Origin of the sequence: Thalassotalea castellviae, from assembly GCF_031846185.1 — a bacterium.
Lineage (GTDB): Bacteria > Pseudomonadota > Gammaproteobacteria > Enterobacterales > Alteromonadaceae > Thalassotalea_H > Thalassotalea_H castellviae.
In genome coordinates, this window is record NZ_JAVRIF010000002.1 from 315,550 (window position 1) to 329,316 (window position 13,767).

The following is a 13,767-nucleotide window of genomic DNA, read 5'->3' on the forward strand; positions in this document are numbered from 1 at the left end:
AATCATCTATCAAAAGCGCTATTATCAAATAATCAACGGGGCTATAAAGAAAATAAAATGAAAGTAACTAGCATTTCTCGAAAGCTTTTAACTCGTGTATTGTCATTTTATTTTGTCTTAACCTTTTTAGTGACCTGTGTTCAAATTGGTGCTGAATATATCAATACCAAAAGTCATATCAATAGCGAATTACTCACCTTAGAAAAAACCTTTAGTAGTAGTTTAACTCGCGCCGTATGGGAGTTAAACACGCAACAAGCTATCGACATTGCTGAAGGTTTAGTTGCGATCCCAATGATAAAAGGGATAAAAGTTACTGATGAAAACAATCAAATCATTACGCAATTAGGTGAGAATAGAACACAAGACGGCGACATTAAATTAGATAATAAAGAAAAAAGTTATTTTAATATAAGTTCATTATCTGAAGGGCTCTTTGGCTATAGTTTCCCACTGATTTTTGAGTTTTCTGGTCGTACTACCAAAGTCGGTACGGTGACATTGCTTTCGAGTAATCAGGTAATTTTTGATCGTATTGAAATCGGGATATATTTCCTTATTGGCAACGCCATGGTGAAAACGGCCGCATTAGTCTTTTTATTTTCGATTGCCTTTTCACAACTATTAACCAACCCGCTTAATGAATTAACTGAACAAATTAACCAATTCGATATCGACGATCCAGAAGCATCCAAACTTCATATTGTCAATTATGAAAGAAACGAATTGAGTATTTTACAAAATGCCTATAATAATCTTTTATCCGAATTATCCCGCTATAAAGAAGAGCTCGCCACTGCGCAAAGTGAGATTATTGACTCAAATAACAAACTCGATGAACAAAACTTAATGTTAGAACAAGAAGTTGCGAAAAAAACCTCTTCATTAAGTACCACTATGTTAAAAATGGAAATGCAGCAAAGAGAGTTACTCGCTCAACAAGGGCAACTCAAAGCAGAAAATAGTCGAAGAAGCCAAACAGAAAAAACATTAACCAATACCAATGATGAACTTAAGAGTTCGATTCAAGAGCTTAGGAAAGCCCAAGAAAGATTATTAGATGCCGAAAAAATGGCGACACTTGGAACCTTATCTGCTGAGATTACTCATGAAATTAACACCCCAATTGGAGTAAGTATTACTTCAACGAGTTACTTATCTGATCTACTGACTAAACTTAATGATGAAATAGACAGTAATAAGTTAAGTAAGCGTGGCCTAGATGAATTTAGACAAAATGCTAATCAAAGCGTTGAATTATTAATTAATAATCTCAATCGAGCTTCCGATCTCATTAGTAGCTACAAACAAGTTGCCGTTGACCAAACGAGCGACAAGATCCGTCATATAAATCTGGCAAAATATATCAATGAAATAATCAAATCATTACACCCTAAACTGAAAAAAACCAAGCATGAAATCAACATTGATTGTTCTGATACTATCGAAGTTTATTGTCATGCTGGCGCTATCTCGCAAATTTTTACTAACTTAATCATTAACTCAATTATTCACGGTTTTGAAGGTATTGAACAAGGTGAAATCAATATTAAAGTTGAGATGCAAAATGATGAAGTACAAATTACCTATGCTGATAACGGCTTAGGCATTCCAAAAGAATCTTTACCCTCATTATTTGACCCATTTTTTACAACTAAATCAGGTAGAGGTGGTAGCGGTTTAGGCACACATATTGTTCAAAATTTAGTTACAGATACGTTAAACGGCACTATTGTTGCGAGTTCAGAAGAAAACCAAGGTTTAAGTTACCTCATTACCTTTAAAGATATGCGCTAAACAAACCATTATCTCACCATGAAATGTATGACTCATTAAATGAATTAAGTTAAGATAGTTTCCTTTTTGTTTACCGGCCTAAAAATGGCCGAAGGATAGCTTTAATGTGGTTCAAAAACCTCTACTTTTTCGCCTTTACTCGCCCGTTTGAATGGTCAGAACAAGATCTCGAAAAACACCTTGGTGAGCATCTATTTACTCCTTGTGGTTCAACTGAAATGTCACATTTTGGTTGGGTAAATGCGCTTGGAAAAAATGGCAGCAGTACTGTCCACTCAGTCAATGGCAATCACTTATTGTGTGCAAGAAAAGAAGAGAAAATTTTACCAGCACCAGTAATTAAAGATATGCTTGAAGAAAAAATAGCCCTGTTAGAAACAGAGCAGTCGCGTAGTGCAACTAAAAAAGAAAAAGAACAATTTAAAGAAGATATTATTTTTGAATTATTACCGCGCGCTTTTTCTCGAGTGACAGACACTCATGCTTATATTAATCCTGAACACAATATTATTGTGATCAATACCAGTAGTAGAAGTAAAGCAGAAGACTTTCTTGCCTTGTTAAGAAAAGTCTTAGGCACCTTACCTGTTACGAGTGTATCTCCTGAAAAAGCACCCGATGAAATGATGACCGATTGGCTTACCGAGCATAACCTCGGTGATAATTTTCAATTAGGTTTAGAAGCTGAACTTCATGGTTTAGGTGATGATGGCGCCGTTGTCCGTGTTAAAAATCAAGAGCTTGATAGTGATGAAATTAAAGCGCATTTAGATGCCGAAAAGTTTGTTGTTAAGCTTGCTTTAGAATGGGATGATGCTATGTCGTGTATTTTATGTGACGATCTGGCAATAAAACGCGTCAAGTTTTTTGATGTTATTCATGAACAAAATGAAGATATTGATAAAGATGACATAGTGGCTCGTCTAGATGCTGATTTTGCGTTAATGGCCGGTGAAATAAATCGTTTCATTCATGATTTATTAGCAGAATTTTCTGTCAAAACTACCGATTATTTAGAAGACTAACCAATCATTAAACATCAAAAAGGCGCTTCATCGGCGCCTTTTTATTTATGTCAAAACGATTGTTCTCTAATATACTTTAACTAAACATGGTTTTCACATCAGAAACCATGGCTTTAAACTCATCACTCTCCATAAAGTTAACATCAGGCATGATCCCTTTCGCGACGTAACGCTTAAGTAAAGTCTCTTTCGTCGATTCGTTTTTAAATATATTATGGTAAATTGCCCCTGAACGAATAAAATCTAAATAATGAACTTCTTCAGGTAATATCGTTAAGTCACTCCAAGTTTGTACAATTTCTGTAAAATCTTCTGATAATCCCCACGCTTTAGTAACCTCAGCGCCAACACGACTCGAAAGCTTGATAATAGCTTGCTGTAAAAAGGTTGGATTAGCAAACACATCAGGATGACTTTCTGCTTCCGTTAAAATGGGTAAAACACCAATACTATGAATTAATGCAGCTAAGGTAACCGTTTCTAACATTAATGGAGAATGTTTGTTTTTCTTTAAATAAAACGTCATTAAAGAAATAGCGACTGAAGCGACATCAACAGTTTTAGACCATGATTTTTTCAAATACATGGAAACTATTTCATTTTCAGAAATAAATACTTGTTCTAATGCCATTGCGGTAGCAATGCTTTTTATTTGCCTTAAGCCAATTCTTGTAACGGCTTGATTCACAGTTTCAACTTTAATACCACGGCCTAACATAGCGCTATTAGCAACTTTTAGCATACCCATTGATAAAGCAGCATCATGAGAAATAATCTCACTCATCTGGCCAAGATTAATTTCTGGATCATCTGCTGCTTCTCTCACTCTTAAAGCAACTTCAGGTAATGTCGGTAAGACTAAAGATTCTTGTTTAATTTTTTCCACCAATATGGTGTAAAGCGCATTTTCCGTTCCCATAAAGAACCTCTTAAAAAATTATTTCTCTTTTTTAAAAGTAGCACATATTTCTGATAAAACTGGAAAAAATAAATTTTAAACAAAATATTTTGTTAATTGTTATTTCCAGTTTTGCAAAATAAAATATTGAAAAAAAATACAAGCATTTTCTCCCATTATTTAATGTTTTCTTGATCAGACAGTTTGAATGCTCACTCAACGATTTTTAAAATGTTTGCTTTTAAAAATCGAGTGCTTTATATGATAAAACCAGAATTACTTTCACCTGCAGGCAGTTTAAAAAACATGCGTTATGCCTTTGCGTATGGCGCAGACGCGGTTTATGCCGGACAACCTCGTTACTCATTACGGGTTCGAAATAATGAATTTAATATTGAAACCATTAGACAAGGCATAAATGAAGCGCATCAACTCGGCAAAAAATTCTATCTAGTCAATAATATTGCACCTCATAACAGTAAACTTAAAACTTTTTTAACCGATATTGCACCGATTATTGCCATGAAACCTGATGCATTAATTATGTCAGATCCTGGATTAATTATGCTCGTTAGAGAAAACTTTCCAGATATGGCAATACATTTATCAGTGCAAGCTAATGCGGTTAATTGGTCAACCGTCAAATTTTGGCACCAACAAGGAATTGAACGCGTTATTTTATCGCGAGAATTATCATTAGATGAAATAGAAGAAATACGATTTCAGTGTCCTGAAATGGAGTTAGAAGTATTTGTTCATGGTGCGCTTTGCATGGCTTATTCAGGGCGTTGTTTATTATCAGGTTACATCAATAAACGAGATCCAAATCAAGGCACCTGCACAAATTCTTGTCGTTGGAAATATCAGGCCCATGCAGCGAAAGAAACTGAAACGGGTGATGTTATTGCACGACCTGTAGATATTTATAAGCCTGATCAGTCTCCTTTTAATGACCTTGTTCTTTTGCAAGAACAAGGTCGCCCCGGTGAGTACATGCCCGCCTTCGAAGATGAGCACGGCACCTATATTATGAACTCAAAAGATTTACGCGCGGTAGAACATGTTGATCGCCTGGTAAAAATAGGAGTGCATTCACTCAAAATAGAAGGTAGGACTAAGTCTTTTTATTATTGCGCCAGAACCGCACAAATTTATAATCAAGCAATGCTAGATTCACTTGCGAATAAGCCCTTTAATCAATCCCTTAACACTGATTTAGAACATTTAGCGCATCGAGGCTATACCGAAGGTTTTTTACAACGACACCGTCATGGTGAAACACAAAACTATGAATATGGTTATTCAAAAAGTGATACTCAGCAATTCGTTGGAGAAGTTATAGGCAAAAGTGAAGATGAAAAGTTTATAAAAATTGACGTTAAAAATAAGTTTTTAACGGGGGATACTTTAGAGCTGATGACACCTTCAGGTAATTTATCCTTTACCCTTGAATATATGACCAATATCAACAATGAAGAAATTACTGATGCTAAAGGCTCTGGACATGAGGTGTACATTAAACTGGCTACAGAACTCGAGTTGAAATTCGCGATTATCCTGCGTTACTTAAAACCAGGAGGAACAACTCGTCATCCATATCCCCAGAAACACCATCAGCAGGCAACCGCATAATGGCCTTTCTAATTGAAGCATCTTGTATTAATTGTGATATGTGCGATCCAGAATGCCCAAATAAAGCGATATCATTAGGTGAGAACGTCTATGAAATTAATCCAGAAAAATGCACTGAATGTCTAGGTCATTATGATAAACCAACTTGTGTGTCAGTGTGCCCGATAGATTGTATTAAAAAAGACCCTAACTATTTAGAAGATAAAGATATGTTACTGGCAAAGTTTATGCAGATGCATGGTTAACGAGGCCACTAAGCAAAAAAGGAGCTAAGCTCCTTTTTATCATTTAATGCTTAAACAGATATCGGTGCTTTAATGTGTGGGTGCGATTGATAGTTTTTTAATTCAAAATCTTCAAAAGTGAAATCAAAGATGCTTTTAACCTCTGGATTAATCGCCATAGTTGGTAACGGTAATGGCTCACGCGAAAGTTGCTCTTGCACTTGCTCCATATGATTTAAATATAAATGCGCATCACCAAAGGTATGAACAAAGTCGCCTAACTCAAGATCACAGACTTGGGCGATCATCATAGTAAATAATGCGTAACTGGCAATATTAAAGGGTACGCCTAAGAAAATATCAGCACTGCGTTGATATAACTGACATGACAATTTACCTTCAAGCACATAAAACTGAAAAAGAGTATGGCACGGCGGTAATGCTTGTTTGCCTATAGCTGCATTGGCATCAGGGCTAATAGAAGTATCAGGTAATAATGCAGGGTTCCAAGCGGTAATAATATGGCGACGTGAATCGGGATTGTTTTTCAAATCATCAATTAATTGCGCTAACTGATCAATCGTTTCACCATTGGCTGCTGGCCAATTACGCCATTGTACTCCGTAAACAGGTCCTAATTCGCCTTCAGGTGTAGCCCAATCATCCCAAATTTTCACGCCATTCTCTTTCAGATAAGCGATATTCGACTCGCCCTTGATAAACCATAACAATTCATGAATGATTGACTTTAAATGACATTTCTTCGTCGTTACTAAGGGAAAACCTTTAGATAAATCAAACCGCATTTGATGGCCAAAAATACTTTTTGTCCCTGTGCCTGTTCGGTCTGACTTTTCTACCCCATGCTCGTAAACATGACGCATTAAATCTAAATAAGCTTTCATTAATTTTTCCTAAAATTGATAACGGTAATGACGCAATTTATACGTGTAAATTATGCCGAAAATATCTGATGAATACTATGAAAAATGATTAGGCAACACTCAAATAAACAGAATTTTCGAGCTATAAAACCATTTTTATCGCAACTAAAATTAAGAAGCCAGAAAAAATACGTTTTAAATATCTTACCGGAAGTTTTTCTGCCATTTTCACACCAAAAGGCGCGAGTAAAGAAGAGGTAGAAATGATGCCAAATAAAGCAGGTAAATAAATATAACCTAGACTCCACGAAGGTAAACTAGCTTGATCTAACCCTGTGATAATAAAGCCGGTAGCGCCAAACAAGGCCACGACAAACCCGCAAACCGTAGCGGTACCTATCGCTTCTCGTAGTGACAATGAATAATAAGTTAATACGGGAACCAAAATAGCCCCACCGGCGATCCCCATCAAACTAGAAATATAACCAGTGCCTAAACCAATGGCTTTAATTACCCAGTGATTAGGTAAAGGCTTACTTTTTTCAATTCGAACAGAAAATAACATGTAACTGGCAAGAATAGTTACCGCTACGGCAAATATATAAGTCAATAATTCACTTGATAATGAATCGGCGATATAGGCACCAAATAACGCTCCAATCGCAATCATAATCATTAATTGTTTTGCGATAGCCCAAGGAATATTATTATTTTTATGATGAGCAAAAGTTCCGGATGCAGAAGTAAAAACGATAGAAGCGAGTGATGTAGCTATAGCAACAGGCATAACTACTTCAGGTGAAAAGCCTAAACTTGGTAATAAATAAACTAAGGCGGGCACTATCACTAAGCCACCACCAATTCCCAAAAGGCCCGCCAAAAATCCGGCTAAGCAACCTAATGCTGCACATACAAGTAATACACTGATAAACATAAATTTATCCTAAATTGATGCGAAGAAACCGGCACAAAATTTTAGTGAATAAGCAGTCACTACATACCGGCGCGAACAAATCCCCCTAACTCGAGTAGTTCTAATTGTTCATTTAAATAATTATGTACCTGTTTTGCATTGGATAAAGTTAATACTTTTGCCAAAATAGATTGAGCCTTCTTAAACTCAACATGCCTTATCACCCATTTAATTCTCGAAATATTATGAGGGTTCATACTTAATTTATCATAGCCCATTGCTAATAATAGCAGTGCGCCAGCAGGTTCACTGGCAAGTTCACCACATAAACTTAACGGCACTGCATATTTTTTTGACTCTTGGGCGATCATTTGCAACGCTTTTAATACCGCAGGATGATACGAACTATATATGCTGGCAACACGCGAATTATTGCGATCTACCGCTAATAAGTATTGGGTTAAATCATTACTTCCCACCGAGAAAAAGTCGACTTTCTTAGCTAATTCTTCTAATTGAAAAATAACACTTGGCACTTCAATCATTATACCAATGCGTGGACGAGCTAATACAGTGTTTTGGTCAGTTGCTAACTCAGAAGACAACTCAAAATACGCCTGGTTAATGAGCCTTATCGCTTCATCTACTTCAGCGACACTAGAAATCATTGGCAGCATAATTTCTAAATTTTGATAGGCTACACTTGCTCTGATCATAGCGCGTATTTGTAATAAAAAAATCTCGGGATGATCTAAAGTAATGCGAATACCACGCCAACCTAAAAAGGGATTTTCTTCATGGATAGGAAAATATGGTAAAGATTTATCACCGCCAACGTCAAGCGTACGCATAGTGACAGGTTGTTGAGGAAATGCTTCTAACACCTGACGATAAAGTACCGTTTGTTCAAGCTCAGACGGAAAACAACTTTTGCTCATAAACGGAATTTCGGTACGGTACAATCCGATTCCTGCTGCGCCTGAGTTCTTTGAGTGCTCAAAACCTGATGATAACCCCGCGTTTAATAAGAGTTCGATTTCTTTACCATCAGGCGTAATAGCAGGTAAAAGTTGTACTTGCTTTACTTTATCAGCGAGCGCGCTTTCCTCTGCAATTAAGTGTTCATATTCCCGAATTAATGCTTCATTAGGATCAACAAATAATTCACCACTATAGCCATCGATAATACACAAATGTTTATCAAGTTTGCCTAAGGGTATTCGTTCAATCCCCATCACCGCAGGTAAAGCTAATGCACGAGCTAATATTGCTGCATGCGAGTTATTAGACCCTTGAAGAGAAACTATGCCCTTTAAACCTTGGTGTTGATACTCTGCAACCATAGAAGCGGTGACATCTTCCGCCACGAGAATAAACTCTTCAGGCACAGCTTTAGGGATTTTACTAAAAGATTGAATATTAAATAATAAACGGTTGCCGAGATCTTTAATATCACTCGCTCTTTCACGCAAATAACTATCTTCTAAACTCTCAAATTGAACGACATAACTGTCAATAATTATTTTTAATGCACTTTCAGCATTCCAACGCTCATTAATTTTATCAGCAACTTCACGTCCTAAATTAGCGTTATCAAGTAACTGTTTATACATTTCAAAAATATCTAAACTGTTATCGACAATAATGGCTTCAAGCTTACTTGCCATTTGAGTATAGTCTTCGCGTGTTTGATTAACCGCTTGCTCAAACTTCTCACGCTCTAAAGCAACATCTTGCGTTTTAGTCAGTGCGATCGCCGTTAAATCTGCATGAGGCTGCACTAATAACATTGGTGCGACAGCAACGCCTGATGAACCTGCCGCTCCTTGAATGGCTTTAGTCCAATGATTATTGCCCTGATGTTGAGCGATTAAGCCTGTCGCTTCTGCATTGGCCATGGCGGTGGCAATTTGTGCCGCCAAGGTAACTAGAAAGGCTTCTTCGTTTTCATTGAAAAAACGAGCTTTTTCTTGTTGAATAGAAATGACACCAATGACTTTTCGTTGATGAATGATTGGTGTACCTAGAAAGGCATTTAAATTTTCTTCTTTAACTTCAGGGGCATGAATAAAATGAGGGTGTGAACGAGCGTTGGCAATATTGAGTGGCTCTTCTCGTTGCGCAACTAACCCAATTAACCCTTCCGTAAAACCAATAGTCGTTTGGCCTAATGACTTTTCATCTAAACCATCGGATGCCATTAGAATAAAATGTTGTTTTTGATGATCCGCCAAGTAAATTGAGCAACATTGGGTTTTCATCACTTGTTTTATTTGACTAACAATACGACGTAAAGCACTTTCTAGCTCAGTATTCTGGCTAAACTCAAGCACAATGCGACGTAAACTAGTTAACATGAGATCCCTACAGGTGTTTAAAAATACGCTGAATAATGTCCATTTCTCGAGAAAAATACGCTGAAATATCTTGGTATTTTTTAGAAAAAAATAGCTCACATAATTTTTGCGAGCTATTTTTATTCACTGATTAACAAAATAATGATGACAACACAGTGATAATCAATTACCGCTTTTTTCGACGTTCATGTCGATAATTAGGTAAACTATTTGCGACAAACTCTTTCATTACTTTACGATAAACCTCGCGTTTAAATGAAACAACTTGCCTGACAGGATACCAATAACTTACCCATCGCCAATCATCAAATTCCGGATGTTTAGTATGAAGTAAATCAACCGCTGACTCTTTCGCTGTTAGTTTTAACAAAAACCATTTTTGTTTTTGTCCAATACACACAGGTTTGCTGTCATGTCTGATTAATCGTTTTGGTAATTTGTACCTTAGCCAATGTTTTGTTGAAGCAATTATTTTAACATGTTCAGGTTTTAAACCGACTTCTTCACGAAGCTCCCGATACATAGTTTGTTCTGGTGTTTCTCCCTCGTCAACGCCCCCTTGAGGATATTGCCAAGAATGTTGCCCATAACGCCTTGCCCAAAAAACTTGTCCCCTGTCATTGATTATTACTATGCCGACATTAGCTCGATAGCCTTCGGCATCTATCACAGGTTTTCCTAAAAAATTTCTATATACCCTGATTCTTCCATAATCTGCCCTTGTGAGCAAATAAAAACTGCTTAAAATTTTTGATAATATTTCAGTCAGTTATTAATTTCCATAACGCTAAAAACCACTTGCTTCGCGATTACAGGCAAAAGATAATAGCAATAAAGCCATCATAAACCTTTTTAATGATAACGACTAAAATTCCTGAAAGTGAAGCAGAATTAATTGCCAGAGCTCAAGCTTTAGCGGGGTTAACTTTGGGAGAAATTGCTCGTCAAGAAAAGATTAAAATACCCAAGAATTTAAATAAAGAAAAAGGTTGGATAGGCTTATTACTCGAACAAGTCTTAGGAGCCAGTGCTGGCTCAAAACCTATTCCCGACTTCCCCCATCTAGGTGTTGAATTAAAAACGATTCCGATTGATCGTCATGGAAAGCCACTTGAAACAACTTTTGTTTGTGTTGCCCCTTTAACGGGCTTAGTTGGCGCAACTTGGCAAAACAGTCATATCAAAAATAAACTCAGTAAAGTCCTTTGGGTGCCAGTGATCTCAGAGCGTATTATCCCAGTTGCCGATCGCATTGTGGGCACCCCCTTTTTATGGAGTCCATCAGTGGAAGAAGAGCAGTTATTAGCTCAAGACTGGCAAGAATTAACCGATATGATAGTGTTAGGTGAAGTAGAAAACATCCATGGCAAACACGGTCAAATTCTACAATTACGTCCAAAGGCCGCCAATAGCCAAGCGAAAACTAAAGCTTTTAATAAAAACGGTAAACCTTTTATGACATTACCTAGAGGGTTCTACTTAAAAACAGCATTCACTCAACAATTAATTAACCGATTTTTAAGGATTAATTGACTTAAACAAACTCAATTAAAAAGCTGGTTAAAACTTATCTACAGATATACGTTGTGAAAATTCGGCGTGTTCGCCCGCTCCAATAGTTTGCCATTGTGTATTCGCGGCTTCTAAACAGACAAATTCATTTTCACCTTCATCATGAATATCTTGCATTGTTTTGGCTATTTCATGTCCTGGATTCCATAACACCCATTGTTGGCAATGCGTGGAATCAAGCGTGATTTTTCTTTTTAACCCCGAATCGATAAGCACTTGTTGCTCAGCGCTATAATAAATGCGATCTATCGGTCCAACACAATCGGCTAACTGATTTTTCTGCTGTTTTTGATTGGTTATTTTATCGTCAAAACATACCGAATGAAGATTTGGTACTTGTACATTGTTCGGATGACTGACTTTAAAATAACTATGTAAAGCCGATGAATAATTGACGCTTTCTTGAGACAAATTACTGATAGTCAGTTGCTGATTAAACGTCGAAGAAAAAGTTAATGTCTGTATGACTTTAAATTTCGCCGGCCATAATTCATGCACTCGCTCGCCAATAAATGCTAATGTCAAAATCACATCATTTTCAGAAATTTGCTGACTGATGAGTTGCCAATGATTATTGCGGGCAAAACCATGGTTACCACCATGATTACCATTTTTATCAATATATGCCCCAAACCAAGGCCAACACAACGGAATTCCTCCCCGTATTGCTTTTCCTTGTTTAAATTCTGTGCTGTTACTCTGCCAAAAAACCTCTTCATGTCCCCTTGGTTGCCAAGATAAAACTTGCCCACCATATAAACTTAATGACGCAGTAAATAACGGATGTTCAATTTCGAGAATCACCATATCTTGATTTAATGAGCGTTGAGAAATCGTCGCGAAAGCAGTAGAAAACAAAATTTGATCAGACATTAGGCCATTACTCGATGTGAAAAAACAATATGTTAACCAAACACCTTTTGGTAATAAAGCATAAAAGTATCCAACCAGCATTCACTAATTTTATTGAGAAGTCGCTTAAGCCTCTTTGAGTGACCAAACGATTTGCGTTATGAGTTATTTCACTCACCTACTTGCATGGTAAAATATCACCACAAAACATTCGATTATAAAACCAGTCAAAGTTAGTCGTGATTTACTAGTGCACTCAGCGTAAACAAAAAATGAAATATTGAGAAAATAGAAAAGCCAAGAGTATTAATTAAAGTGAACTCTTGGCTTTTTAATAGAGTGTTAGTTAGTAAGCAAATACTTACTATTTAGTATATGCTCTGGGCATATCACTCTCAGTAATGTAACGGTCACGTAACGCATCTTGGCGACTTTGAGTATCATGCTCAACACCATCAATCCACATTTTTTCAACACGGCTACTTAATTCAAATGGGTCTGCACTCCAAAGTACTAAATCCGCTTTTTTACCCACCGCAATTCGACCGGCATCATAATTAAAAGCATCGGCAACATTAGCTGTTACTGCCGCTAACGCTTGCTCTTTTGACACACCATTAGCGATAGCAACGCCAGCATCATAACGTAATTGATATAAATTATGTGTATCACCATTCACTTTAAAAGCAACGGTAACACCGGCATCCATTAACACAGTTGCGCTTTTTAATGACTGATGCAAGGCATCGAAACTTGGTAAGTTATCAATCGTCGCAATAATGACCGGTACTTTCGCTTCGGCTATTTGTTTTGCAACACTCACCGCATCACCTGCATCGGCAATCACTAAATCAAGTCCAAACTCTTGCTTTAATTTAATCAAAGCTAATATATCTGTCGCTCTATCTGCTTTCGCAATCAAAGGCTTTTCACCCGCTAACAAAGCGTTGATAATTTTTTCATCACGTTTTGGCTCTTTCGCGTCTTTCTTTTTATCTGCTTTAGCTTCTGATTTAGCTTTTGCTAACGCTGATTTTGCATCTTCAAGTTTATTTCGAAGATTTTGTAAAGCTAAGGCACGAGAACCTTTGCTTTTTGAGCCTACATTTAGCAAAACGGCAGAATTAGTTTCAACAATACTATCGAATTCACCTGAAAGATCAGCAATAAAAGCTTGTCCTTTGAACATGCTTTCACCGCCTCTAGGTGTCACAATATTGGACGTGATACCACCTTTGCGACTGTAAGCAATAGCAGCTGATTTCGGATTAAACGCCGTGCTGGCATCAAAAGTAATATCTGCTTTTTTATCGCTGGCGTCACGTGTTCGCGAAACCGCCGAGACTTCAACTAAACCCAGCGTATTCATTGACCCAATTAAGCCAGGCGTTAAAATTTTACCCTGAGCATCAATAGTTGAATCAGCCGTAACTGTTTTAGGATTAATAGCCGTAATGACGCCGTTGTCCATAACAACAGTCGCATTTGTTAACGTGCCTTGTTCGGTCACGGTATGAACGGTGGCATTGGTAATAGCAATACTTTCTGCATAAACCGATGATGCTGAAGCAAGTGCTAAAGCGATAAGTGAAGATTTAAATAGTTTCATAATT

At 37.1% G+C, this 13,767-nt stretch carries 12 protein-coding genes; 5 read left to right on the top strand and 7 right to left on the bottom strand.

The window, feature by feature from the left end; all coding sequences use genetic code 11:
* The first annotated feature begins 57 nt into the window (after positions 1 to 57).
* Both RM573_RS05130 and rdgC read left to right on the top strand, forming a co-directional pair.
* Entirely contained in the window at positions 58 to 1,797 is a 1,740-nt protein-coding gene (locus tag RM573_RS05130) for an ATP-binding protein (RefSeq protein ID WP_311578205.1), read from the top strand.
* A gap of 104 nt (positions 1,798 to 1,901) precedes the next feature.
* On the top strand, positions 1,902 to 2,822 hold the full coding sequence (gene rdgC / locus RM573_RS05135; protein ID WP_311578208.1) for a recombination-associated protein RdgC: 921 nt from the start codon (positions 1,902 to 1,904) through the stop codon (positions 2,820 to 2,822).
* 76 nt (positions 2,823 to 2,898) lie between these two features.
* On the opposite strand, the gene RM573_RS05140 is transcribed toward rdgC, so the two are convergent.
* Positions 2,899 to 3,741 carry an HDOD domain-containing protein gene (locus tag RM573_RS05140; protein WP_311578211.1) on the bottom strand — a complete coding sequence of 281 codons (843 nt, stop codon included), beginning with the start codon at positions 3,739 to 3,741 and terminating at the stop codon, positions 2,899 to 2,901.
* A 240-nt stretch (positions 3,742 to 3,981) separates the two neighbouring features.
* Between RM573_RS05140 and trhP the strand changes: the two genes are divergently transcribed.
* A complete protein-coding gene (gene trhP / locus RM573_RS05145; RefSeq protein ID WP_311578214.1) occupies positions 3,982 to 5,352 on the top strand; it encodes a prephenate-dependent tRNA uridine(34) hydroxylase TrhP in 1,371 nt (456 codons plus the stop codon).
* Positions 5,352 to 5,597, top strand: a complete 246-nt coding sequence (locus RM573_RS05150) for a YfhL family 4Fe-4S dicluster ferredoxin (RefSeq protein WP_311578218.1) — start codon at positions 5,352 to 5,354, stop codon at positions 5,595 to 5,597. Before trhP ends, RM573_RS05150 begins: the two co-directional genes overlap by 1 nt.
* 50 nt (positions 5,598 to 5,647) lie before the next feature.
* Here the strand turns inward: RM573_RS05150 and RM573_RS05155 are convergent, their stop codons facing one another.
* The 4 genes from RM573_RS05155 to rppH form a co-directional block, all read right to left on the bottom strand.
* The gene (locus RM573_RS05155) at positions 5,648 to 6,481 is read right to left on the bottom strand and encodes a thymidylate synthase (protein WP_311578221.1); all 834 of its coding nucleotides are present in this window, start codon (positions 6,479 to 6,481) and stop codon (positions 5,648 to 5,650) included.
* A 121-nt stretch (positions 6,482 to 6,602) separates the two neighbouring features.
* Positions 6,603 to 7,394 (bottom strand): sulfite exporter TauE/SafE family protein, encoded by a 792-nt coding sequence (locus RM573_RS05160; protein WP_311578224.1) that lies wholly within the window; start codon positions 7,392 to 7,394, stop codon positions 6,603 to 6,605.
* A 59-nt stretch (positions 7,395 to 7,453) separates the two neighbouring features.
* Positions 7,454 to 9,730, bottom strand: coding sequence for a phosphoenolpyruvate--protein phosphotransferase (gene ptsP / locus RM573_RS05165; protein WP_311578227.1), 2,277 nt, complete (start codon positions 9,728 to 9,730; stop codon positions 7,454 to 7,456).
* A gap of 166 nt (positions 9,731 to 9,896) precedes the next feature.
* Entirely contained in the window at positions 9,897 to 10,400 is a 504-nt protein-coding gene (gene rppH / locus RM573_RS05170; protein WP_311578231.1) for an RNA pyrophosphohydrolase, read from the bottom strand.
* A 185-nt stretch (positions 10,401 to 10,585) separates the two neighbouring features.
* On the opposite strand from rppH, the gene mutH reads away from it, so the two are divergent.
* Positions 10,586 to 11,263, top strand: a complete 678-nt coding sequence (mutH, locus tag RM573_RS05175) for a DNA mismatch repair endonuclease MutH (protein ID WP_311578234.1) — start codon at positions 10,586 to 10,588, stop codon at positions 11,261 to 11,263.
* A 27-nt stretch (positions 11,264 to 11,290) separates the two neighbouring features.
* Here mutH and RM573_RS05180 read toward each other — a convergent pair whose 3' ends face one another.
* Both RM573_RS05180 and RM573_RS05185 read right to left on the bottom strand, forming a co-directional pair.
* Positions 11,291 to 12,175 carry a D-hexose-6-phosphate mutarotase gene (locus tag RM573_RS05180; RefSeq protein ID WP_311578237.1) on the bottom strand — a complete coding sequence of 295 codons (885 nt, stop codon included), beginning with the start codon at positions 12,173 to 12,175 and terminating at the stop codon, positions 11,291 to 11,293.
* A gap of 343 nt (positions 12,176 to 12,518) precedes the next feature.
* Positions 12,519 to 13,763, bottom strand: a complete 1,245-nt coding sequence (locus RM573_RS05185) for an amidohydrolase family protein (RefSeq protein WP_311578240.1) — start codon at positions 13,761 to 13,763, stop codon at positions 12,519 to 12,521.
* Positions 13,764 to 13,767 lie beyond the last annotated feature (4 nt).

What these genes read in the sequence shown, in the direction of transcription:
- RM573_RS05130 (WP_311578205.1), top strand. Translation starts at nt 58, where the DNA reads ATGAAAGTAACTAGCATTTCTCGAAAGCTTTTAACTCGTGTATTGTCA.
- rdgC (WP_311578208.1), top strand. Translation starts at nt 1,902, where the DNA reads ATGTGGTTCAAAAACCTCTACTTTTTCGCCTTTACTCGCCCGTTTGAA.
- RM573_RS05140 (WP_311578211.1), bottom strand. Translation starts at nt 3,741, where the DNA reads ATGGGAACGGAAAATGCGCTTTACACCATATTGGTGGAAAAAATTAAA.
- trhP (WP_311578214.1), top strand. Translation starts at nt 3,982, where the DNA reads ATGATAAAACCAGAATTACTTTCACCTGCAGGCAGTTTAAAAAACATG.
- RM573_RS05150 (WP_311578218.1), top strand. Translation starts at nt 5,352, where the DNA reads ATGGCCTTTCTAATTGAAGCATCTTGTATTAATTGTGATATGTGCGAT.
- RM573_RS05155 (WP_311578221.1), bottom strand. Translation starts at nt 6,481, where the DNA reads ATGAAAGCTTATTTAGATTTAATGCGTCATGTTTACGAGCATGGGGTA.
- RM573_RS05160 (WP_311578224.1), bottom strand. Translation starts at nt 7,394, where the DNA reads ATGTTTATCAGTGTATTACTTGTATGTGCAGCATTAGGTTGCTTAGCC.
- ptsP (WP_311578227.1), bottom strand. Translation starts at nt 9,730, where the DNA reads ATGTTAACTAGTTTACGTCGCATTGTGCTTGAGTTTAGCCAGAATACT.
- mutH (WP_311578234.1), top strand. Translation starts at nt 10,586, where the DNA reads ATGATAACGACTAAAATTCCTGAAAGTGAAGCAGAATTAATTGCCAGA.
- RM573_RS05180 (WP_311578237.1), bottom strand. Translation starts at nt 12,175, where the DNA reads ATGTCTGATCAAATTTTGTTTTCTACTGCTTTCGCGACGATTTCTCAA.
- RM573_RS05185 (WP_311578240.1), bottom strand. Translation starts at nt 13,763, where the DNA reads ATGAAACTATTTAAATCTTCACTTATCGCTTTAGCACTTGCTTCAGCA.